Genomic DNA, 21,121 nt, shown 5'->3' with positions numbered 1-21,121 from the left:
CGGGGGCTCCGGAAGGGCCGGGCGTGGGCCGGCCGGGGGGGGTCAGGCCAGCAGCGCCGGGATCGTCCCCTCGTGGGTCTCGCGCAGTTCGGCCAGGGTGAGCGAGAACTCGCCCTGGACCTCGACCGTGTCGCCGTCCACGACGCCGACGCGGGTGGCCGGCAGGCCGCGCGCACCGCACATGTCGTTGAAGCGGACCTCCTCCGAACGCGGCACGGCGACGATCGCACGGCCGGCCGACTCGGAGAACAGGAAGGTGAACGCGTCCAGCCCGTCGGGCACCACCAGACGCGCGCCCTTGCCGCCGAGCAGGGCCGACTCGACGACCGCCTGGATCAGACCGCCGTCCGACAGGTCGTGCGCGGAGTCGATCATGCCGTCGCGGGAGGCGGAGATCAGGATCTCGCCGAGCAGCCGCTCACGCTCCAGGTCGACCCGCGGGGGCAGGCCGCCGAGGTGGTCGTGGATCACCTGCGACCAGGCCGAGCCGCCGAACTCCTCGCGGGTGTCGCCGAGGAGGTACAGCAGCTGGCCCTCCTCCTGGAAGGCGACCGGGGTGCGGCGGGCCACGTCGTCGATGACGCCGAGGACGGCGACCACCGGCGTCGGGTGGATGGCGGCCTCGCCCGTCTGGTTGTAGAGCGAGACGTTGCCGCCGGTCACCGGCGTGCCGAGCTGCCGGCAGCCGTCCGCCAGACCGCGCACGGCCTCGGCGAACTGCCACATGACCGCCGGGTCCTCCGGGGAGCCGAAGTTCAGGCAGTCGGAGACGGCGAGCGGCTTGGCGCCGGTCGTCGCCACGTTGCGGTAGGCCTCGGCGAGGGCGAGCTGCGCGCCCGTGTAGGGGTCGAGCTTGGCGTACCGGCCGTTGCCGTCGGTGGCGATCGCGACGCCGAGGCCGGACTCCTCGTCGATGCGGATCATCCCGGAGTCCTCGGGCTGGGCGAGGACGGTGTTGCCCTGCACGAAGCGGTCGTACTGCTGGGTGATCCACTGCTTCGACGCCTGGTTGGGCGAGCCGACCAGCTTGAGGACCTGGTCCTTCAGCTCCTCGCCGGTCCGCGGCCGGGGCAGCTTGTTCGCGTCGTCCGCCTGCAGCTCGTCCTGCCAGGACGGGCGGGCGTAGGGCCGCTCGTAGACCGGGCCGTCGTGGGCGACCGTGCGCGGGTCGACGTCGACGATCTTCTCGCCGTGCCAGTAGATCTCCAGGCGGTCGCCGTCGGTCACCTCGCCGATGACGGTGGCGATGACGTCCCACTTGTCGCAGATCTCGAGGAACCGGCCGACCTTCTCCGGCTCCACGACGGCGCACATGCGCTCCTGCGACTCGCTCATGAGGATCTCCTCGGGCGAGAGCGTGGAGTCGCGCAGGGGCACGTCGTCGAGGGTGACGCGCATGCCGCCGGAGCCGTTGGAGGCCAGCTCGGAGGTGGCGCAGGACAGGCCGGCCGCGCCGAGGTCCTGGATGCCGACGACCAGCTTCTCCCGGAACGCCTCCAGGGTGCACTCGATGAGGAGCTTCTCCTGGAAGGGGTCGCCGACCTGGACGGCGGGACGCTTGGAGGGCTTGGCGTCGTCGAAGGTCTCGGAGGCCAGGATCGACGCGCCGCCGATGCCGTCGCCGCCCGTGCGGGCGCCGTACAGGATGACCTTGTTGCCCGCGCCGGACGCCTTGGCGAGGTGGATGTCCTCGTGCCGCATGACACCGATCGCACCCGCGTTGACCAGCGGGTTGCCCTGGTAGCAGGCGTCGAAGACGACCTCGCCGCCGATGTTGGGCAGGCCCAGGCAGTTGCCGTAGCCGCCGATGCCGGCGACCACGCCGGGCAGCACGCGCTTGGTGTCGGGGTGGTCGGCGGCGCCGAAGCGCAGCGGGTCCACGACCGCGACCGGGCGCGCGCCCATCGCGATGATGTCGCGCACGATGCCGCCCACGCCGGTGGCCGCGCCCTGGTAGGGCTCGACGTACGACGGGTGGTTGTGCGACTCGACCTTGAAGGTGACCGCGTAGCCCTGGCCGACGTCCACCACGCCCGCGTTCTCGCCGATGCCGACGAGCAGCGCGTCGGACTCGGGGGCCTTCTCGCCGAACTGGCGCAGGTGCACCTTGGAGGACTTGTACGAGCAGTGCTCGGACCACATGACGGAGTACATGGCGAGCTCGGCGCCGGTGGGACGGCGGCCGAGGATCTCCACCACCCGCTCGTACTCGTCCTTCTTCAGGCCCAGCTCGGCCCAGGGCAGCTCGACGTCGGGGGTGACGGCCGCGTGCTCGACCGTGTCCAGAGGCGTCCGGCTCATGCGTTGACCAGCTTCTTGAGGATCGACGTGAAGAAGGGCAGGCCGTCGGTACGGCCCGTACCGATCAGCGGCTCGACGGCGTGCTCGGGGTGCGGCATGAGACCGACGACGTTCCCGGCCTCGTTGGTGATGCCGGCGATGTCGTTGAGCGAGCCGTTCGGGTTGAAGTCGAGGTAGCGGAAGGCGACGCGCCCCTCGGCCTCCAGCTCGTCCAGCGTGTACCGGTCGGCGACGTAGCGGCCGTCCATGTTCTTCAGCGGGATGTGGATCTCCTGGCCGGCCGCGTAGTCGGTGGTCCAGGCGGTGTCCGCGTTCTCCACCCGCAGCTTCTGGTCGCGGCAGATGAAGTGCAGGTGGTCGTTGCCCAGCATGCCGCCGGGGAGCAGGTGCGCCTCGGTGAGGATCTGGAAGCCGTTGCAGATGCCGAGCACCGGCAGGCCGGCCCTGGCCTGGTCGATGACGGTGTCCATGACCGGCGAGAAGCGCGCGATGGCGCCGGCGCGCAGGTAGTCGCCGTAGCTGAAACCGCCGCAGAGCACCACGGCGTCGACCTGCTTGAGGTCCTTGTCCTTGTGCCAGAGGGCGACGGGCTCGGCACCCGCGACGCGGATCGCGCGCTGGGTGTCCTGGTCGTCGAGGCTGCCCGGGAAAGTGACGACGCCGATACGAGCGGTCACTTCGCAGCCTCCGCGACTTCCTCGACCCGGACGGTGAAGTCCTCGATCACGGTGTTGGCGAGGAAGGATTCCGCAAGATCGTGGATACGGGCGAGCGCGGCCTCGTCGACCGGCCCGTCAACTTCCAGTTCGAATCGCTTTCCCTGACGGACGTCCGAGATCCCTTCGAAACCCAGTCGCGGCAGTGCGCGCTGCACCGCCTGGCCCTGGGGGTCGAGGATCTCCGGCTTGAGCATGACGTCGACTACGACGCGTGCCACTGGCACTCCCGGTGTGTGGTGCTGAGCAGGTTCCTTCAGACTACCCGCACAAAATTTCTACGCGAGTAGAGTTGTAGGAATCTACGTGAGCACCGTCACAATTCGGCATCACGGAGAGGCTTGCCGGAAAAGATCCGGGAAAGATCCGTGTTCTCCCGCACATCGCTATTGCGCCCGGACACGCGGGCAGATTTAGTCGGGCTTCCCATTGCATTGCCGGGCACTGTACAAATGAATTGTCATTAGCAGATACTCAGCCCGATTACAGGCGGACAGCCGACATCTCTGGGGCGTACCGGCACGTCATGACGGACGTCCGGACGGAAGAGGTGCCGCACGAAGGGACCGATATTCGTGGCGCAGAAGGTCGTGGTCACTCTCTTCGACGACATCGACGGCTCGGAAGCGGCGGAAACGATCGCCTTCGGACTCGACGGCACGTCGTACGAGATCGACCTCAACGAGGCGAACGCCAGGAGACTGCGCGAGGCGCTCGAGCCCTACGTGGACGCCGGCCGCAAGCGCGCCCGCTCCGGCGAGGTCTACCGGCAGACCGAGATCGCCCCGGACCCGGCGGCCGTGCGCGCCTGGGCGCAGGCGAACCGGATGGACGTCCCCGCCCGCGGCCGCATCCCCAAGCGGGTCTACGAGGCGTTCGCCGCGGCCCGCTGAACCGCACTCCCGTACGGAGCCGGCCCCGGTCGGGTGAGCCCGCCGACGGCCGGTCACCGGCCCCTCGCGACAGCCGACTTGCGCAGCCCCCCTGCTGATCAGCTAGAGTCTGGAGCACGCCGAGGGGCGAGGCCGAGAAAAGGCCCGGCCCGAGGACATGCGGGTGTAGTTCAGTAGTAGAACATCCCCCTTCCAGGGGGAAGGCGCAGTGTGCAATTCCTGTCACCCGCTCTGCACCGCCGTACCCTCCACGGTCGTGGATCAGGTAAGCTGGTGCCCGCGCCGATCGGTGAGAGCCGGTCGGAGGCAATGCGGACGTAGCTCAGTTGGTAGAGCGCAACCTTGCCAAGGTTGAGGTCGCGAGTTCGAGCCTCGTCGTCCGCTCGGGAACAAGACCCCGGTCCATCGGACCGGGGTTCTTTCGTGTGCCCGCCTCACGCACCCGCCTCAAGGCGCCCGCCCCGCGAGGCCGTCTGACATTTGTCATGTCCGGTGGTGACACGGCGCACTGCCGGACCCTCGCCCCCGACGGGATGCTCGAGGCATGCAAACGACCGGACTTGAGAACGTGATCGAGGTCACGGGCCTGCGGCGCGTCTACGGGGGCGGGTTCGAAGCGGTGCGCGGGATCGACTTCACCGTGCGGCGCGGAGAGATCTTCGCCCTGCTGGGCACCAACGGGGCCGGCAAGACCTCCACCGTCGAACTCCTCGAAGGACTCGCCCCGCCCGCCGGCGGGGCGGTACGGGTCCTCGGCCACGACCCGTACACCGAACGCGCCGCCGTACGGCACCGCACCGGCGTGATGCTCCAGGAAGGGGGCTTCCCCTCCGAGCTGACCGTCGCCGAGACCGCCCGCATGTGGGCGGGCTGCGTCAGCGGCGCACGCCCCGAGCGGGAGGTGCTGGCGATGGTGGGCCTGGACTCCAAGGCCGACGTCCGGGTCAAGCAGCTGTCCGGCGGACAGCGGCGGCGCCTGGACCTCGCGCTCGCGCTGCTCGGCGACCCCGAGGTGCTCTTCCTCGACGAGCCGACCACCGGACTCGACGCCGAAGGCCGCCGTGACACGTGGGAGTTGGTGAGCGCCCTGCGCGACTCCGGCACCACCGTGCTGCTCACCACGCACTACCTGGAGGAGGCCGAGAACCTCGCCGACCGGCTCGCGATCATGCACGACGGACGGATCGCGGTCACCGGCACCCCGGCGGAGGTCACCGCGACCGAGCCGTCCCGGATCACCTTCGACCTGCCCGAGGGCTACCACCTGGGCGACCTCCCGCCGCTCGACGGAATGGGCGTGACCGGCCACGCCGTGGACGGCCGCACCGTCCGGCTGCGCACCCACGACCTGCAGCGCTCGGCCACCGCACTGCTGGTGTGGGCGCGCGACGCGGGCGTGGAGCTGCGCCGCCTCGACGTGCGCTCGGCATCCCTGGAGGAGGCCTTCCTCACCATCGCCAAGGACGCCTCGGCCCCCGCGGCGAACGGCGCCACCACGGAGGAGTACGCGGCATGAGCACCACCACGACCACCCCGGCCGGCCGGATGACCTCCCTGGCCCGGGCCGAACTGACGCTGCTGGGACGCAACAGGAGCGCCCTGGTCGCCGGGCTCTTCGTACCGCTGATCATGCCGCTCAGCGTGCGTTCCGCCGCCGAGGAGATGAACCTCGCGGAGGCCGGGCTCACCCCCGGCACGCTCGTCCTGCCCGCCGCCGTCGGCTTCTCGCTGCTGTTCGCCGTGTACTCCACCCTCGTCGGCGTCTACGTCGTCCGGCGCGAGGAGCTGGTGCTGAAGCGGCTGCGCACGGGCGAACTGCGGGACGCGGAGATCCTCTCCGGGGCCGCGCTGCCTGCCGTCCTCACCGGGCTGCTGCAGTGCCTGCTGCTGATCGCGGGCTGCGCCGTGCTGCTCGACCTGTCGGCGCCCTCCGCGCCGCACCTGGCCGTGATCGGCCTCCTGCTGGGCCTCGTGATGAGCGCGGCGCTCGCCGCCGCCACCGCGAGCTGGACCCGGACCGGCGAGAGCGCCCAGGTCACGCCCATGCCGCTGATGTTCGTCTCGATGCTCGGCTCCGGGATGTTCGTCCCGCTGGAGCTGTTCCCGGACCGTCTGGCGTCCGTCTGCGAGCTGCTCCCGCTGACGCCGGTCGTCACCCTGGTGCGCGGCGGCTGGACCGGCGGCCTCTCGGCCGGGGAGTCCCTCGGGGCCCTCGCGGTGGCGCTGGCCTGGACCGTACTGGCGGTGTTTGCTGTACGGCGGCGGTTCCGCTGGGAGCCGCGGCGCTGAGGCGCTGACCAGGGGCGGACGACACCCGGCACCGCGGTGACGGGTGCGGCGCCGGAGATCGGCAGGGACAGGAGCGGCGGATGGGAAGCCCGGGCGGCTGGTGGGGGCGCAAGAGCACACCCGCGAAGGTCGAGACGTACACGCGGTGGTCGTTCTACTTCATCGCGCTGTCCGAGCCGACGGTGATCGGCGCGCTGGCCTTCGGGCTGCTGGAGGCACGGCTCGCGCTGCTGCTCATGGTGCCGGTCGTCGGACACGTCGCGCTGGCCATGGTGATCGTCTCCCGCGCCCTGGACTGGACGTGCCGCCGGCGTCCCCAGCCGCTGCGGCTGCTGTGGGCGCTGGGCGCCGTGACCGCCGCGATCGCGGTCACGGCCCTCGTCCTCACCCGGCACGGCCCCGGCGGGGACGACGTCGACTCCGTCCTCAGGGCGGTCTTCAGCGCCACGATCTGCTACGGCGTGGGCATGATGGCCCTCGCCATGAGGCAGCGGCGGCGCGTCGTCTGGCTCGTCGCCGGGTTCGGGGCCGGTGCGGCCCTGGTCACCTGGGCGCTCGGCACACCCGTCCTCGCCGCGCTCACCGGGGCCGCGTTCGTGACGGCCTCGAACGGTTTCATCGCCGCCACCTCCTGCTTCTCCATCTGGCTGCTCAACGCCGTCTACGCCCTGGACGAGGCGCGCGAGACCCGGGCCCGGCTCGCGGTCGCCGAGGAGCGGCTGCGCTTCGGCCGGGACCTGCACGACGTGATGGGCAGGAACCTCGCCGTGATCGCCCTGAAGAGCGAGCTGGCCGTCCAGCTCGCGCGGCGCGAACGGCCCGAGGCGGTCGAGCAGATGATCGAGGTGCAGCGCATCGCCCAGGAGTCCCAGCGGGAGGTGCGGGAAGTGGTCCGCGGCTACCGCCGGGCCGACCTGGAGGCCGAGCTCAGCGGCGCGCGGGGAGTGCTGAGGGCGGCCGGGATCGACTGCGAGGTCAGCGGCGAGACCGACGGGCTGCCCGCCGAGGTGCAGTCGGCCCTGGGCTGGGTGGTGCGGGAGGCGACCACCAACGTGCTGCGGCACGGCGACGCGAAGAAGTGCACCGTCACGGTGCGGAGGCCGGAGGGACGTGTGGTGCTGACAGTGCGCAACGACGGGGCGACGGCCCCCCACGGGTCGTCCCGTACGGGCGGGACGGGGCTGGCCGGGCTGCGGGAGCGGCTGTCCGCGGTGGACGGCACGCTGGACGCCGGGGAGGCCGGGGACGGCGAGTTCCGGCTCGTCGCGGAGGTCCCGCTGACCGCGCGGCCCGTGCTGGAGGTCGCGTCGTGACCGGCGTGGTGCGGCTGCTGCTCGCCGACGACGAGCACCTGATCCGCGGGGCGCTGGCCGCCCTGCTGTCCCTGGAGGACGACCTCCTGGTGGTCGCCGAGGCCGCGTCCGGGCCGGAGGCCCTGGCGATGGCGCGGGCGCACGCCCCGGACGTCGCCGTGCTCGACCTCCAGATGCCCGGCGCGGACGGTGTGAAGGTCGCCACAGCCCTGCGGACGGAGCTGCCCGGCTGCCAGGTGCTGATCGTGACCGGCCACGGCCGTCCGGGGCATCTCAAGCGGGCGCTCGCGGCGGGGGTGCGGGGGTTCGTCCCCAAGACCGTCAGCGCCCAGCGGCTCGCGGAGATCATCCGCACCGTGCACGGGGGAAACCGCTACGTCGACCCCGAGTTGGCCGCCGACGCGATCGCCGCCGGCGACTCGCCGCTGACCGCGCGCGAGGCGGAGGTGCTGGAGCTGGCGGCCGACGGGGCGCCCGTCGCGGAGATCGCGGAGCGGGCCCGGCTGTCCCAGGGGACCGTGCGGAACTACCTCTCCTCCGCCGTCTCGAAGCTCGGCGCGGAGAACCGGCACACCGCGGTGCGTCTCGCCCAGGAGCGAGGTTGGGTATAGTGGTGCTCGCGCCACGGCGCAGCAGGCGAACGTAGCTCAGTTGGTAGAGCGCAACCTTGCCAAGGTTGAGGTCGCGAGTTCGAACCTCGTCGTTCGCTCAGAGGACGAAGGCCCCGGTCGATGACCGGGGCCTTCGTCGTGGGCGAGTGCCCTGGGGGCGGGGCCGGGGGACGCTCCCCGGCCCCGGGCCCGCGTTCAGCTCCAGGTGGTGCCCGTCAGGCGCTCGTACGCCTCCACGTACTTCGCACGGGTGGCGTCCACGACCTGCTGCGGCAGCGGCGGCGGGGGCTGCTCGCTCCCGCGGTCCCAGCCCGACTCGGCCGAGGTCAGCCAGTCACGGACGAACTGCTTGTCGTACGAGGGCTGCGCGCGCCCCGGCTCCCACTGCTCGGCCGGCCAGAAGCGGGACGAGTCCGGGGTGAGCACCTCGTCCGCGATGACCAGGCCCTCCCCGTCGAAACCGAACTCGAACTTGGTGTCCGCGAGGATGATGCCCCGGTCCCGGGCGATGTCGCGGGCGCGGGAGTAGGCGGCGAGGGTGGCCTGGCGCAGCTGCGCCGCGGTGTCCGCGCCGACCTGGCGGGCGACCTCCTCGTAGGAGACGTTCTCGTCGTGCTCGCCGACGGCGGCCTTGGTGGCCGGGGTGAAGATGGGGGCGGGCAGCTCGGAGCCGTCGACCAGTCCCTCGGGCAGCGCCAGGCCGCAGACGGTCCGGCTCTCGTTGTACTCGGCGAGGCCCGAGCCGGTGAGGTAGCCGCGGGCCACGCACTCCACCGGGATCATGTTCAGCGACCTGCACACCAGGGTGCGGCCCGCCCAGTCCGCGGGGGCGCCGTCCGGGAGGTCGGTGCTCAGCACATGGTTGGGGAGCAGGTCCGCGAGCTGGTCGAACCACCACAGGGAGAGCTGGGTGAGCACCCGGCCCTTGTCCGGGATCTCGGTGGGCAGCACCCAGTCGTAGGCGGAGATGCGGTCGCTGGCGACCATCACGAGGTCGCCCGCCTCGTTCCGGTACAGCTCGCGCACCTTGCCGGTGTGCAGATGCACCAGGCCCGGAACCTGCATCGGCTCGGGCTTGTCGACGAATCCGGACACGGTTCCTCCGCATGGTTGAACAGAAGGGACGCCCGCGGCGCTCCCGGCTCCCGCGAAAGCTCCCGGAGGGCGGTGGCGGAGAGGGCCGGACGGTACGTCGATTCTCCCGTATGTGCGGGCGGGACGGCGGCCGGGGTGGTGCGGGCGGGTCCGACGGGCGAGGGCTCCCGCACCCCGTCAGGCGCGTTTGCAGACGCGGTCGAGCAGATTGGCGGTGGCCCGCTGGATCCGGGGGTCGGCGTGCCCCGGCCGGTCGAGGGCCGGGGACCAGGCGAGCGTGCCCGAGGCGAAGACCCAGGCGCCGGACGGCGCGCGGTACAGGGAGGTCTCCTGGTGGCGCCGGGCGCCCCGCCGGTCGCCGTACGGGGAGTGCGCGAGCAGGATCCGCTCGTCGTGGACGGGCAGCGGGGTGCGCGGGTAGTAGCGGTCGGCCCCGCCCGCGACCATCCCGTCGAGGGCGTCGCCCTCGCGCGCGCCGGTCGCCTCCCACAGCCAGTGGCCGGCGTTGCGGACGATCAGCGGGCGCGGCCCCGGGACCGGACCGGCGTACTGGATGCCGAGCAGGTGCTGCTCCGCCCGGTCGTTCTCCCGCCACAGCGCGGGTCCGGCCTGACCCCGGCGTCTCCCGCAGGTCAGCAGCCGGTCGGGGCCGGACGGGGCGGGGGCCAGCTCGATCTGCCGGTGCAGGGTGCGGGCGGAGAGGAACACCAGCGAGGTGCCGTGGTCACGGGCGTCCTCCGCGGCCGCGCGCATCTCCGCCGTCCAGTACTCGTCCAGGCCGGGGAAGACCAGGCCCCGGTGGCGGGCCGGGTCGACACGGCCCGCGTGCAGGTCGCGGGCGGTGGCGTAGGCGAGGTCGTAGCCGTGGCGCTCCGCCCAGCGGATCACGTCGTAGGCGTGCCCGGCCTGCGGCGGGAGCCCGTCGCCGGCGTAGGGGCGGTCGAAGGTGACGGTGGTGACCGGGTCGGCCGCGTCGTGCTCCTCCGGGGCGGGGGCGAGGCTCGCGCCGGTGCGACCGTCCGCCGCCGGGTACGGGTTGTACGCCTGCCAGGTGATGTCCGGCAGCACCAGCAGCAGGTCGGCCGCGCGGTCGTCGCGCACGGTGAACGGGACGTGCGCGCGGTGCCGCCCGTCCTCCGTGGCGAGCACGGCGACGTATGCGCCGACGCTCCAGTACGACGGGACCGGCAGCCGCCAGGACCGCCACCAGTGGTGGCAGGAGACGGTGCGTCCGGCGGTGAGCGGCGGGAGCTGCGCCGTGCCGTGGAGACGGGGGCCGGTGGTCATCTCGGCGGCGCCCCGGCCGTCGTAGTGGCCGATGCGGTGGACGCTGACGCGGAACGGCCGGGGCGGGTCGACGGTCACGTGGAAGTCGATCGAGTCACCGGGGGCCACGGCGGAGGTGCTGGCGAAGCCTTCGATGCGGCCCTCGCGGGGGGCACCGGTGTCGTTGCCGGAGGGGCGCTGCCACGGAAGGGCGACGGGTGCGAAGGGGTCGCTGCCGTCGGGTGCCGGTGACCCCGTCGTCGCGTGGCGGACTCGCTCCGGTCGCATGATCGTTCTCCCTCCCCTGAGCGTGGAAGGCCCCAGCACATCACAGTCCGCACGCGCGCCGTCACCGTTCGTCGCGTGTGCGCTGAAGTGGAGGGATGCACTCCGGGCGGGGCGGACGGCTCCGGCAGGGCGGAGCGGCGGCTGTTGCGGCTGCGGCTGAGACTGCGGCTCAGACGAGGCGTACGGGCTTCTCGGGGCGTATGCCCTGACGGGTGAGCCACTTCCGCAGGCCCGAGGGGTCGCCGTCCTCGACGAGGGTCAGCACCTGGGGCGGCAGGTCGGTGGCGCGGGCGCCGCCGACGAGGAGGGTGGGCCCGTCGAGCCAGTCGAGACCGGGGGTGGCGCCCACGGTGTCCATCGCCGCGCAGCAGACCATCGCCGTGATGTGGTCGGCGAGCAGCTCCCGTCCGGCGCGGGGCGGCTGGAGCGGGAAGAGGGGCAGCGCGCGGTCGTCGCGCAGGGGGCCGGGATCGGGTGCCGCGGTGCTCTGCGGACCGGCGGGGACGGCGGCCACGGCGGCCGCGGCGGCCTCCTCGCGGGCCAGCTCCGCCGTGATGCGCGCGGCGAGGACGGCGCTGTGGGGGGTGCCTCCGGCCAGGTCGTCCTCCTCCGAGGATACGGCCGGAACGGGCGCCGGGGGCAGACCCGGTGAGGCGGCCAGGTGGGTCAGGACGCGGGCGAGGGTGGGCCCGTCGGGGGCCTGCGGCTCCTCGTCCGCGGGCGGGACGCGGAGCGCGTCGAGTATCCGGTGCAGGCGGGCGGCGTCGGCGCGCCACTTGCGGTCGACGACCTCCTCCGGATAGTCGCCCCAGTGGACCGGCGACCAGGCGGGGCCGGTCTCCGCGGGACCGCCGTGGAAGAGGCGGGCGGCGAGCAGGGAGGTGGCCTCGTCGACCGCGCCGGGCTCCTCCAGGAGGTCGCAGGCCGGACGCTCCCCGAGGCGCGAGGCGAACCCCTCGGCCAGCCGGTCCCTCCGGGACAGCTCGGTGAGGGCGGCGACCACACCCGCGTTGAGCCGGGCGGGCCAGCGGCCCATCCGCCAGGCGGGCAGCGCCACCCGGGTCAGCAGCCGGTCCCAGCCCGCGTAGGCCAGACCGACCTGCTCCTGGGCGACGATCCGCAGCCCGTAGTCCACGGCCTTGGCACGCTCGGCCGCCGCGGCGGCGACCCCGCGCTCCATCTCGGCGGCGTGCACCCGGCTGCCGTGCAGCAGCAGGCGGGCCACCCAGCCGATCCCGGCGAACACCGCGCGGGACACCGGCCCGCGGTCCGGCGCCGACGTCACGGCGACCGCGGCGTCCAGGCCCCGTACGAAGCGCCGGGCGGCGGCTATGTCCGGGTGCGCCGACGGTCCCGTGCCGGCGACGACCGGGGCGAGCAGGGCGCGCAGCTCGGCCACCCGCATCCACCACAGGAACGGCGAGCCGATGACCAGCACGGGCGCGGCGGGCCCGCGGCGCGCGGCGCGGCCCGCATGAGCGATGTCGTCGTGCTCCTCGGGCGGCGGGGGTCCGTGCGCGGGGTGGGTGCGGTCCTCCAGCCAGCTGTCGCAGTCCGGGGTGAGCGCTATGGCGGACGGCGCGGGAACGCCGAGGCGGTCGGCGAGGTCCCGCACCATCCGGTACAGGTCCGGGGCCGCCTCCTCGGCGATCGGCACGGTGGGGCTGACGGCGGGCCGGGCGCGGGCGACGACCAGGGCGACACCGGCGGCGAGCAGCAGCACGAGCACGGCGAGCGGCGTGAGGACGCGGCGGGCGAGGTCCCAGCCGGGGCCCGGCAGATGGCCCGTGGAACCGCCGGCGAGCAGGATCACCGCGGCGGCGGCCGGCAGCAGCGCGACGGCCAGCGCACGGCTGCGGACGCGCAGCACGGCCAGCGCACGGGCCCGCGCGCCCTGAGCGCCTCGGGCGCCCGTCTCCGCCTCCACTCCGCTCACGGTCATGGCCCGCCCTCACCCCCTCCCGGCGCCTGACGCAGTCCTGGCTTGCCCATGCCCCCCACTGTGGCACCCGCCGCTGACATCGCAATGCCGATGGGCCAAGTGCCGGAACGCTTGCGCGGCACCCTAGTTGGGGCCCCGGCCCTCGTCAGCCGGATGGCACATCGCTCACTCGATGGAATGGCTTTGGGGAAAGGTGGTCGACGGACGGCAAGGGTCAGGCCCCGGATCCTGGGGGATCCGGGGCCTGTGGGGTGGGTGAGGGCGCGGCTGGGGCGACCTGGCCCCTCGTGGGGGCCGTGCCGCTGCTCACTCGCCCTGGTTACGCGTCCTGCGCCGCCTTCCGCGCGATGTCCGTACGGTGCTGGGAGCCGTCGAGCTTGATGCGGGCCACGGCCCGGTAGGCGCGGTCGCGGGCCTCGGTGAGGTCCTTGCCGGTCGCCGTCACGGACAGCACGCGCCCGCCCGCGCTGACGACCGTGTCGCCCTCGCGCCGGGTCCCGGCGTGCAGGACGTACGCGTGCGGGGCGTCCTGGGCGGCGACCTCGTCGAGGCCGGTGACGGGGTCGCCGGTGCGCGGGGCGCCGGGGTAGTTGTGCGAGGCGACGACCACGGTGACCGCGGCGTCGTCGCTCCAGCGGATCGGCTCCAGGTGGGCGAGGTCGCCGGTGGCGGCGGCCATCAGCAGCCCGGCCAGGGGCGTCTTCAGCCGGGCCAGCACCACCTGGGTCTCGGGGTCGCCGAACCGGGCGTTGAACTCGATCACGCGGACCCCGCGCGAGGTGATCGCCAGACCGGCGTAGAGCAGGCCGGAGAACGGCGTGCCGCGGCGGCGCATCTCGTCCACGGTCGGCTGCAGCACGGTCTCGGCGACCTCGTCGACCAGCTTGGGGTCGGCCCACGGCAGCGGGGAGTACGCCCCCATGCCGCCGGTGTTCGGGCCCTCGTCGCCGTCCAGCGCGCGCTTGAAGTCCTGGGCGGGCTGGAGGGGCACGACGGTCTCGCCGTCGGTGATCGCGAAGAGGGAGACCTCGGGGCCGTCGAGGTACTCCTCGACGACGACGCGCTCACAGCCGGCCGCGTGCGCGCGGGCCGTCTCGAGGTCGTCGGTCACGACGACGCCCTTGCCGGCCGCGAGCCCGTCGTCCTTCACGACGTACGGGGCGCCGAACGCGCTGAGGGCCGCGTCGACCTCGTCCGGGGTGGTGCACACGTAGGAGCGGGCGGTGGGCACGCCGGCCCCCGCCATGACGTCCTTCGCGAAGGCCTTGGAGCCCTCGAGCCGCGCGGCCTCCTTGGAGGGGCCGAAGACGGGGACGCCCGCCTCGCGCACGGCGTCGGCGACACCGGCGACGAGCGGCGCCTCGGGGCCGACCACCACGAGGTCCGCGCCCAGCCGCACGGCCAGCGCGGACACGGCGGCGCCGTCGAGGGCGTCGACCTGGTGCAGCTCGGCGACCTCGGCGATGCCGGCGTTGCCGGGCGCGCAGTGCAGCGCGGTGACATCGGGGTCGAGGGACAGGGAGTGGCACAGGGCGTGTTCGCGGGCGCCGCTGCCGATGACGAGGACCTTCACGGGGGTCAGCCTAACGGCAGACGGCGGGCGCCTTTTGTGCGGGCTTCCGAACGGGCGGGGAGGGGGGTGTCGTGCGTTCCTCCAAGACCCGGGCCGCCCGCCGGCGCTTGCGCGCGTGGCTCCGTGGGGCCCGGCGGACCGGCCCTACTCGTTCGTGAACTCCTCGACGACCGTCGCGCCCAGCTCGCGGACGAGGAGCTCCTGCCCGGAGAGGGCGGACTCGTCCAGGTCGGGGTCGTCGTCCTCCGGGATGTCGTCCTCGGGCGACACCGGAGGGGGCGGCTCCGGGGCGGCCGGCCGGGCCGGGGCGGCCGGGGCGGATGCCGAGGGGACGGGGGACGGAGGGGCGGGGGCCACCGCCGGAGGGGCGGAGGGCCGATGGCTGTCGCCGCCGGGTGCTCCGTATCCGCCGCCGCTGCGGCCGCCGGACGGGCCGCCCGCCGGGCCGGAGGCTCCCGGGCCGCCACCGCCGGACGGGTCGACGACCGCCTCGATCTTCCACTGCACGTTGAACTGTTCGGCCAGCGCCTGACGCAGCACGTCCTCGCTGCCGCTGCTGAGGAAGTTGTCCCGGGCGCCCGCGTTCACGAAGCCGAGCTGGAGGGTCGTGCCGTCGAAGCCCGTCACCTGGGCGTTCTGGCTGAGCAGGATCCAGGTGAAGCGGCGGCGGTTCTTGACCGTCTCCAGGATGTTCGGCCAGAGCGTGCGGGGGTCGAGGCCGCCGCCGCTCGGGGGTGCGGCGGGCGCCGAAGGTGTCGACGGGGCCGGGGGCGCCGACGGAGCGCCGGGCGGTGCCGCCGGCTGCGCCCGGCCGGCGCCGCCGCCCGCCGGGGTGGCCGTGGGCCAGCCGCCGGGGCGCCTGCCCGTACCGGCGCCCGCGCCGCCGGCGGGGGCGGCGGTGGGCCAGGCGCCGGGGGCAGGGGTGGGGGGCGCCGACGGGGCGGGTGCCGGTACGGCGGCCGCCGGGGGCGACTGCGGAACGACAGGGGGAGGCGTCGGAGCGGGGGCCGGAGCCTGCGGCCGGGCCGGAGGGGGCGTGGACGCGGGCGACGCCTGCGCCCGTACGGCCGCGCGGGCCGCGGCGGGGCCACCGCCGGGCTCGACCGCACCCGCGGGCGGAGCCCCGGCCCCATGGGCCCCGGGACCGGGGACGTACCCCATGGCGGGCGCGCCGGCGGCCGGACCGCCCGCCGGGAACTGCGCCCCGCGCTCGATGCGGTCCAGCCGGGCCATGACCGAGCGCTCGTCGCCGTACGCGGCGGGCAGCAGTACGCGTGCGCAGATCAGCTCCAGCTGGAGCCGGGGCGAGGTGGCGCCGCGCATCTCGGTGAGGCCCTCGTTGACGATGTCGGCGGCGCGGCTGAGCTCGGCGGGCCCGAAGGTGTCGGCCTGCGCCTGCATGCGCTCCAGGACGTCGGCGGGGGCGTCGATGAGGCCCTTGTCGGCGGCGTCGGGGACGGCGGCGAGGATGACCAGGTCACGCAGCCGCTCCAGCAGGTCGGCGACGAACCGGCGCGGGTCGTTGCCGCCCTCGATCACCCGGTCGACGACCTCGAAGGCGGCCGCCCCGTCACCGGTCGCGAACGCCTCGACGACGGAGTCGAGCAGCGAACCGTCCGTGTAGCCCAGCAGGGAGGTGGCCATGGCGTACGTCACACCCTCCTCCCCCGCGCCGGCGAGCAGCTGGTCCATGACGGACATCGAGTCACGCACGGACCCGGCGCCGGCCCGCACCACCAGCGGCAGCACGCCCTCCTCGACGGCGATGCCCTCCTTCTGGCACACCTCGCCGAGGTACTCGCGCAGGGTGCCGGGCGGGACGAGCCGGAACGGGTAGTGATGGGTGCGCGACCGGATGGTCCCGATGACCTTCTCGGGCTCGGTGGTCGCGAAGATGAACTTCAGATGCTCCGGCGGCTCCTCGACGACCTTGAGCAGCGCGTTGAAACCGGCCGACGTGACCATGTGGGCCTCGTCGATGATGTAGATCTTGTAGCGGCTGGACGCCGGCCCGAAGAACGCCTTCTCTCGCAGGTCACGGGCGTCGTCCACACCGCCGTGGGACGCGGCGTCGATCTCGATGACGTCGATCGAACCGGGGCCGTTGCGCGCGAGGTCGCGGCAGGACTGGCAGGTGCCGCACGGGGTCGGGGTGGGTCCCTGCTCGCAGTTCAGGCACCGCGCGAGGATCCGCGCACTGGTCGTCTTGCCGCAGCCGCGGGGTCCGCTGAACAGGTACGCGTGATTGACCCGGTTGTTCCGCAGCGCCTGCTGCAACGGGTCGGTGACATGCTCCTGCCCGATGACCTCGGCGAAGGACTCGGGTCGGTAGCGGCGGTACAGCGCGAGAGACGACACGCCTACGAGGTTATAGGCGCATACCGACAACCGGTCCGGCCGCCGGGGAACGCAAGCGCCCCCCACGCACCCGCCAGAGCCAACCTACCCTTGCTGCCTTCCGGCCCTGGGGGAGTTCAGTCAGATAGCGCCGCGTGAGGGGCTACGCAGAGGCTACCTCATCACCCGGGGCGGGAACGAGTTCGCGAGCACTCCTCTCGGTCATGTAATGTTTCCGGCGGAGGATTCGCCTAGAGGCCTAGGGCGCACGCTTGGAAAGCGTGTTGGGGGCAACCCCTCACGAGTTCGAATCTCGTATCCTCCGCCAGTGCCTCACCGGGCACGATGTCGAAGGGCCCCACCGCTTGCGGTGGGGCCCTTCGACGTTCGCGGCTCTCGTTGTCCTGTCCCTGGTCCGCAGCGAGGTCTTCAGGCACTCCCCGTACGGTCCGCTCGGCCCTTCGGGGCCGCGCCGCCGAGCCCCTGGTCACCACGTTCGGATGCCCATCGGACCGCACTGGTACGGGATTGAGTACCGGGAGCGTGGTCTCTTGTACGGCGACCAAGAAGGTGACTGTCACCGTCCCCGAGGATCTCCTCGACGAAATCCGCAGCGAGGCGGCGGAACGAGGGCTGTCCGCCTACGTCGCCGAAGCGCTGCGCCACAAGCGCGACCGCGACCGGCTGCGGGAGTTGGCCGACTGGCTGCAGGAAGAGCATGGCCCCGTCACCGGCGACGAGCGCGCCGCCGCCCTCGCGGAGCTCGACGAACTCGACGCCGAGCACCTCCGGCGTCGTGGCGCCGACGGGCGTCGGACCGGAGAGGCCGCGTGAGCAAACGGGACACGGCGGCCCGGCAGGAGCCGGCACGTGTCTTCGTCCTGGACTCCGAAGCGCTCTCCCTGGCCGTACAGGGGGACCGCGCGATGATCGCGCGGATCGATCTCGCGACCTCCGGGGAGGCGGAGGTGGTCACGTCGCCCATGACGCTGATCGAGGCGCACGACGGCCGGACCACGGAGCAGCGCCGGGACTGGATCCTCTCCCGCCTCACTGTCGCCGACATCGGCAAGGACGAGGCCCGCCGGGCCCGCCGGCTCCTCACCGACGCCGGGCTGCAGGGGTACAAGGACGCCATCGACGCTGTCCTCGCCGTCATCGCCCGCCGGCAGAAGGGCCAGGTCACCGTCTTCACCTCGGACACGGACGACCTGGAACGCCTGGTCCCGGACACGATCGTCGTCAAGAAGGTCTGAGCAGCGGGCGACCGGTCCCGGCACTGGGCTCGTTCGGCCCCGCCCGCGCCCGTCCGGACAGACTCGACACACGCGGAGCGATCTCTTCCGCTCCCGGCGAGTTCCCTCGCGTCCGCCCGTCACCAACGACGGCTGGAGCAGAGCAGCCCCTGGCGCAGGCATGCCGCGCCCGGACGCGGAAGGACGCCGTCCCGAGGGGCGCGCACCTGACCAGCCGGGGTGCAAGGCCCTGCGGATCAGCCCGGCCGACCAACAAAGGTGCAGCTCAGGCAGGGGTTGCGGCGCTAACCCTCACCTCGTTCATTCTCGCCGTGCTGTCGGGAACCCCCGGCAGTCCACGGAAGGGGCGGAGCGCGTGCGCTCCGCTTCGTGCGTGCGGTCGCACGCCTGCTCGAAGGATGTTCCTCGATGACTCTGATCATGCTTGTGCTCGCCGTGGTGGTCGCCGTTCTGACGCTGCTCCTGGCCTCGGCGCTCGGTGTGCTGGTGTTCTGGCGTCCCGCCCTGACGGCGCCGGTCCACACCTCGGTGACCAGCGTTTCGGCGATGACGGCGCTGATGGCCGTGCTGGTGGCCGTGACCCGATGACAGCCGGGGAAGTCCGAGCGCCAGGTCACGTCGGACGGGTGACGTGGACCGCGAGCCGCCGGCGCTCGGCGGGTGATCTGTCCCGTAGGGCACCCGCTGATCACGGGAGTACGCCATCCTTGAACCCGGTGCCGGGAATCCGGCCCGCTGCGGCACTCCCCGGCGCGACGAGGTGCACACCGCGTGAAGTCCCGATCCACGCTGACGACTTGGCTGAGCGGCCTCGACGGCTCGCGTCTGACACGCGTGCTCGAAGCTCGAAGAGACGCCATGTCCCCGCCGACGCCACGGTCGCTGGGGGAACTGGCGGACCGTCTTCAGCGCCCGGGGTCGGTGGCGCTGGTCCTGCCCCGGCTCGCGTTGCCGCATCTCCAGGTGGCCGAGGCGCTGGCGGCGCTGGGAGCGCCCGCGTCGCGTGAGGCCCTGGCCGGGCTGCTGGGGGTGGCGGACGACGAGACCGCCCGCCGGCTGGACGCCGTGCTGGAAGGGCTGGCCGAGCACGCCCTGGTCTGGCCGGACGGCGCGGGGAAGCTCCGTATGGCCGGACCGCTGCGGCAGGCATGGGACGCGCCCCTGGGGCTGGACGAGCCGCTGGAGCAGTTGCTCGCGGGCGTGACCTCCGACGAACTGCGCGGCATGCTGGTGGCGCTGGGCGTCAAGCCGCCGGGCACCAAGGCGCAGCGACTGGCCGCACTGGTGGAACACCACAGCACCGCGGAACAGGTTCTCGCGGTGGTCGCGAAAGCCCCCGCGGCGGCCCGGAAGCTGCTCGAACGCCACGCGGAGGACGGGCCGGAACAGCAGCCGCGGTTCGTCGTGTTCGGCGCTTCCGGTCCCGGCCTCGAACCGGGCGCCCGGTGGGCGCTGGACCGGGGGCTCCTGATCCAGGACCGTCACGGCTACGGACCGGCCCGTATGCCGGCCGAGGTGGCGCTCGCGCTGCGCGGGCCCGGCCGGCACGCCCCGTTCGACCCCGTCCCGCCTGCCGTGCGGACGGCGTCCGTCACCCCGCAGGAGGTGGACCGCGAGGCGGCCGCCGCGGCCACGGTGTTCGCGTCCCATGCCACCTCGGTCCTGTCGGTCTGCTCGGCGACCGCGCCGGCCCGGCTGAAGTCCGGCGGGATCGGTGCGCGCGAACTGGCCCGGATCGGCAAGGCCGCCCAGGCCGACGACGCCGTCGTGCGCCTGGTGCTGGAGACCGCGTACGCCGCCGGCCTCCTGGGGCCGGACGGTGATCGCGTGGCGCCGACCGAGACGTACGACGCCTGGGCTCGGCAGGAACCCCCGGAGCAGTTCGCGGTACTGCTCCAGGCATGGCGGAACCTGCCGCTCACCCCGACGCAGGCGCGTGACGAGGACGGCAAGGCGCTTCCCGCTCTCGCCGCGGCACCGCCCTGCCGTGCCTGCCTGCGGGCGCGCCACGGGCTGCTGGCCGCGGCCGAGGAGCTTCCGGCAGGGCAGGGCGCGACGGCCACGTCGGAGCTGGGGCCCCTGATCGCCTGGTACCGCCCGTTCGCCCACTCACCGCTCCCGGACGCGGCGCCGTTCGCCCTCGTCATCCGTGAGGCCGAGCTCCTCGGCGTCATCGCTCGCGGCGCCCTGTCCGCCTTCGGCATCCACCTGTGGGCCGATGACCCGGAGGGGGTGGGCATCGAGTGCCGGCGGCTGCTGCCTTCGGCCACCGCGACGGCACGGATCGGCGCCGACCTCACCGCCGTCGTCACCGGCACACCGTCCGCGCGGCTGGCCTCGCTCCTGGACTCCGTGGCGGACCGGGAGACCAGCGGCACGGCATCGGTGTGGCGGTTCAGCGCCGGCAGCATCCGCCGGGCGCTGGACGCCGGCCGTGGCCCCGACGCCATCGCCGCCGACCTGGCCGCCGTCGCCGCCGGGCCGCTGCCGCAGCCGCTGTCGTACCTGATCACCGACACCGCACGGGGCCACGGACGCGTACGCGTCGCCCCCGCCGCCTGCGTCCTCCACGGCGACGAGCCCGCGCTCCTGGCGGAGCTCGCCGCCCACCGCAGGCTCGCCAAGCTGGGGCTGCGGCAGCTGGCGCCGACGGTGCTGGTCAGCCGCAGCCCGCTCGATGCGACGGTCACCGCGCTCCGGGCCGAGGGATACGCCCCCGTCGCCGAGACCGCCGAGGGCACGGTACGGATCGAGAGGACCCGGCCTCAGCGGGCCGCCGCTCCTGTGCCGGCTCCGCGCCGCACGGGCGCGGAGGGCGGTGGCCGGGCCGCTGCCCCGGGCGCGGCGGGGGCAGCCGTCGCGGTGGACCCGGGCGCCCTGGCGGCCCAGCTGCTGAAGGCCCCGCCGACGCCTCCCGCACCCGCGCCGTTCGACGGAGGACCGCCCTTCGCCACGGACACCGAGGAGATCGTCGCGGGGTACGCGAAGCACCTGCCGTACAGCGACGTCCGTCAGCTCGCCCATGCCATCGACACCGGTGAACCCCTCACCGTCGAGTACGTCGCCGCCTCGGGGAACAGGACCGTGCGCACCCTCAGCAGCCTCGTGCTCGACCCGCCCTACGTCGAGGCCTGGTGCCATCTGCGCGACGATGAGCGCGTCTTCACCCTCTCCCGCATCCAGAGCGTCATGAGCCCCGTGCTCGAGTGAGACCGGAGCCGCTCGACACCGGCGCCGGGTC

At 73.5% G+C, this 21,121-nt stretch carries 17 protein-coding genes, 4 tRNA genes and 1 other RNA gene; 13 read left to right on the top strand and 9 right to left on the bottom strand.

Features of this window, described 5'->3' with window-relative positions:
- Positions 1-42: 42 nt before the first annotated feature.
- The 3 genes from purL to purS are packed head-to-tail and all read right to left on the bottom strand — an operon-like array spanning position 43 to position 3,238.
- Positions 43-2,301: a phosphoribosylformylglycinamidine synthase subunit PurL gene (purL, locus tag C1708_RS17250; protein WP_106413520.1), complete on the bottom strand. Its 2,259-nt coding sequence runs from the start codon at positions 2,299-2,301 to the stop codon at positions 43-45.
- On the bottom strand, positions 2,298-2,978 hold the full coding sequence (purQ, locus tag C1708_RS17245) for a phosphoribosylformylglycinamidine synthase subunit PurQ (protein WP_106413519.1): 681 nt from the start codon (positions 2,976-2,978) through the stop codon (positions 2,298-2,300). Before purQ ends, purL begins: the two co-directional genes overlap by 4 nt.
- On the bottom strand, positions 2,975-3,238 hold the full coding sequence (gene purS, locus C1708_RS17240) for a phosphoribosylformylglycinamidine synthase subunit PurS (protein ID WP_006133353.1): 264 nt from the start codon (positions 3,236-3,238) through the stop codon (positions 2,975-2,977). Before purS ends, purQ begins: the two co-directional genes overlap by 4 nt.
- Before the next feature lie 354 nt (positions 3,239-3,592).
- Here purS and C1708_RS17235 point away from each other — a divergent pair, with 354 nt between their 5' ends.
- The 8 genes from C1708_RS17235 (at position 3,593) to C1708_RS17200 (ending at position 8,221) form a co-directional block, all read left to right on the top strand.
- The gene (locus tag C1708_RS17235; protein ID WP_106413518.1) at positions 3,593-3,910 is read left to right on the top strand and encodes a histone-like nucleoid-structuring protein Lsr2; all 318 of its coding nucleotides are present in this window, start codon (positions 3,593-3,595) and stop codon (positions 3,908-3,910) included.
- Positions 3,911-4,069: 159 nt separating this feature from the next.
- Positions 4,070-4,141, top strand: a tRNA-Gly gene (locus C1708_RS17230).
- A gap of 80 nt (positions 4,142-4,221) precedes the next feature.
- Positions 4,222-4,294, top strand: a tRNA-Gly gene (locus C1708_RS17225).
- Between the two features lie 160 nt (positions 4,295-4,454).
- A complete protein-coding gene (locus tag C1708_RS17220) occupies positions 4,455-5,426 on the top strand; it encodes an ABC transporter ATP-binding protein (protein WP_106413517.1) in 972 nt (323 codons plus the stop codon).
- A complete protein-coding gene (locus C1708_RS17215; RefSeq protein WP_106413516.1) occupies positions 5,423-6,199 on the top strand; it encodes an ABC transporter permease in 777 nt (258 codons plus the stop codon). The genes C1708_RS17220 and C1708_RS17215 overlap by 4 nt, the downstream gene beginning before the upstream one ends.
- Positions 6,200-6,279: 80 nt before the next feature.
- Positions 6,280-7,512 carry a sensor histidine kinase gene (locus tag C1708_RS17210; RefSeq protein ID WP_106413515.1) on the top strand — a complete coding sequence of 411 codons (1,233 nt, stop codon included), beginning with the start codon at positions 6,280-6,282 and terminating at the stop codon, positions 7,510-7,512.
- Positions 7,513-7,517: 5 nt separating this feature from the next.
- On the top strand, positions 7,518-8,123 hold the full coding sequence (locus C1708_RS17205) for a response regulator transcription factor (protein ID WP_106416343.1): 606 nt from the start codon (positions 7,518-7,520) through the stop codon (positions 8,121-8,123).
- A 25-nt stretch (positions 8,124-8,148) separates the two neighbouring features.
- Positions 8,149-8,221, top strand: a tRNA-Gly gene (locus tag C1708_RS17200).
- A gap of 97 nt (positions 8,222-8,318) precedes the next feature.
- Here the strand turns inward: C1708_RS17200 and C1708_RS17195 are convergent.
- From C1708_RS17195 to ffs, 6 genes are all read right to left on the bottom strand, one after another.
- Entirely contained in the window at positions 8,319-9,218 is a 900-nt protein-coding gene (locus C1708_RS17195; RefSeq protein ID WP_106413514.1) for a phosphoribosylaminoimidazolesuccinocarboxamide synthase, read from the bottom strand.
- Between the two features lie 177 nt (positions 9,219-9,395).
- On the bottom strand, positions 9,396-10,772 hold the full coding sequence (locus C1708_RS17190) for a N,N-dimethylformamidase beta subunit family domain-containing protein (protein WP_106413513.1): 1,377 nt from the start codon (positions 10,770-10,772) through the stop codon (positions 9,396-9,398).
- A gap of 169 nt (positions 10,773-10,941) precedes the next feature.
- Positions 10,942-12,714 (bottom strand): hypothetical protein, encoded by a 1,773-nt coding sequence (locus tag C1708_RS17185; protein ID WP_106413512.1) that lies wholly within the window; start codon positions 12,712-12,714, stop codon positions 10,942-10,944.
- A gap of 319 nt (positions 12,715-13,033) precedes the next feature.
- Positions 13,034-14,287: a phosphoribosylamine--glycine ligase gene (gene purD, locus C1708_RS17180; protein WP_106413511.1), complete on the bottom strand. Its 1,254-nt coding sequence runs from the start codon at positions 14,285-14,287 to the stop codon at positions 13,034-13,036.
- A gap of 144 nt (positions 14,288-14,431) precedes the next feature.
- On the bottom strand, positions 14,432-16,645 hold the full coding sequence (locus C1708_RS17175; protein ID WP_106413510.1) for a DNA polymerase III subunit gamma and tau: 2,214 nt from the start codon (positions 16,643-16,645) through the stop codon (positions 14,432-14,434).
- 48 nt (positions 16,646-16,693) lie between these two features.
- Positions 16,694-16,792, bottom strand: an RNA gene (ffs, locus tag C1708_RS17170) — signal recognition particle sRNA small type.
- 72 nt (positions 16,793-16,864) lie between these two features.
- Here ffs and C1708_RS17165 point away from each other — a divergent pair.
- The 5 genes from C1708_RS17165 to C1708_RS17145 all read left to right on the top strand — a co-directional run bounded on the left by C1708_RS17165 (position 16,865) and on the right by C1708_RS17145 (position 21,090).
- Positions 16,865-16,952, top strand: a tRNA-Ser gene (locus tag C1708_RS17165).
- A gap of 215 nt (positions 16,953-17,167) precedes the next feature.
- Entirely contained in the window at positions 17,168-17,458 is a 291-nt protein-coding gene (locus C1708_RS17160; protein ID WP_106413509.1) for a ribbon-helix-helix domain-containing protein, read from the top strand.
- Positions 17,455-17,880 carry a PIN domain-containing protein gene (locus C1708_RS17155; protein WP_106413508.1) on the top strand — a complete coding sequence of 142 codons (426 nt, stop codon included), beginning with the start codon at positions 17,455-17,457 and terminating at the stop codon, positions 17,878-17,880. Before C1708_RS17160 ends, C1708_RS17155 begins: the two co-directional genes overlap by 4 nt.
- A gap of 408 nt (positions 17,881-18,288) precedes the next feature.
- Positions 18,289-18,468: a hypothetical protein gene (locus C1708_RS17150; RefSeq protein WP_106413507.1), complete on the top strand. Its 180-nt coding sequence runs from the start codon at positions 18,289-18,291 to the stop codon at positions 18,466-18,468.
- 183 nt (positions 18,469-18,651) lie between these two features.
- A complete protein-coding gene (locus tag C1708_RS17145) occupies positions 18,652-21,090 on the top strand; it encodes a helicase-associated domain-containing protein (protein WP_106413506.1) in 2,439 nt (812 codons plus the stop codon).
- Positions 21,091-21,121: the final 31 nt, after the last annotated feature.

The organism is Streptomyces sp. DH-12 (assembly GCF_002899455.1).
Classification (GTDB): domain Bacteria; phylum Actinomycetota; class Actinomycetes; order Streptomycetales; family Streptomycetaceae; genus Streptomyces.
The sequence above is the reverse complement of the archived record's forward strand: the minus strand, read 5'-3'. Positions and strand labels throughout refer to the sequence as shown.

Coding starts and splice junctions, on each gene's coding strand:
- C1708_RS17150 (WP_106413507.1), top strand. CDS start 18,289: ATGACTCTGATCATGCTTGTGCTCGCCGTGGTGGTCGCCGTTCTGACG.
- C1708_RS17185 (WP_106413512.1), bottom strand. CDS start 12,714: ATGACCGTGAGCGGAGTGGAGGCGGAGACGGGCGCCCGAGGCGCTCAG.
- C1708_RS17190 (WP_106413513.1), bottom strand. CDS start 10,772: ATGCGACCGGAGCGAGTCCGCCACGCGACGACGGGGTCACCGGCACCC.
- C1708_RS17215 (WP_106413516.1), top strand. CDS start 5,423: ATGAGCACCACCACGACCACCCCGGCCGGCCGGATGACCTCCCTGGCC.
- C1708_RS17220 (WP_106413517.1), top strand. CDS start 4,455: ATGCAAACGACCGGACTTGAGAACGTGATCGAGGTCACGGGCCTGCGG.
- C1708_RS17210 (WP_106413515.1), top strand. CDS start 6,280: ATGGGAAGCCCGGGCGGCTGGTGGGGGCGCAAGAGCACACCCGCGAAG.
- purL (WP_106413520.1), bottom strand. CDS start 2,301: ATGAGCCGGACGCCTCTGGACACGGTCGAGCACGCGGCCGTCACCCCC.